This window comes from Anaerotignum faecicola (assembly GCA_024460105.1).
GTDB lineage: Bacteria > Bacillota > Clostridia > Lachnospirales > Anaerotignaceae > JANFXS01.
Window position 1 is genome coordinate 1 of the sequence record JANFXS010000550.1, and the last position, 393, is coordinate 393.

General features: G+C 50.9%; 2 protein-coding genes. Both read left to right on the forward strand.

Going from position 1 to position 393, the window contains the following annotated elements:
* Nucleotides 1-186: nucleoside hydrolase (locus tag NE664_15335; GenBank protein MCQ4728005.1), on the forward strand; the 186-nt coding region annotated here is incomplete at its 5' end.
* A 15-nt stretch (nt 187-201) separates the two neighbouring features.
* Nucleotides 202-393, forward strand: a 192-nt coding sequence (locus NE664_15340; GenBank protein MCQ4728006.1) for a nucleoside 2-deoxyribosyltransferase, incomplete at its 3' end; no start/stop codon positions are given.

Below are 393 nucleotides of genomic sequence, written 5' to 3' on the forward strand. Positions count from 1 at the left end.
GCTACCCTGGTAAAGACCATTTCCGGGCACGTGGGTATTGAGACGAAGAGTGATTTGACGCTGGGGATGACGGTGCTGGACCGGAGACACCATTTCGTATGGGAATCGCTGCCGGTTGTGGAAAACGGAGAGAGCGCCGATTATGAGAGATTCTTAAAGCTTCTCATGAAGCTTGTGCTGGCTTAAACGGGAGGTTTATACATGTTTGAAAAAGAAAAAATTTATATAGCCGGCCCCGAGTGCTTCTATCAGGGCGGACCGGATATTTTAAATGCAATGAGACGGAGGGCGGAGAGCCTGGGCTTTGGCGTTACGCTTCCCAACGAGCATCCGCTGGACATGGGGAATCCGGAGCTTCAGAAGCGGGCGGACAGTATTTTTGCGGATTTGAAA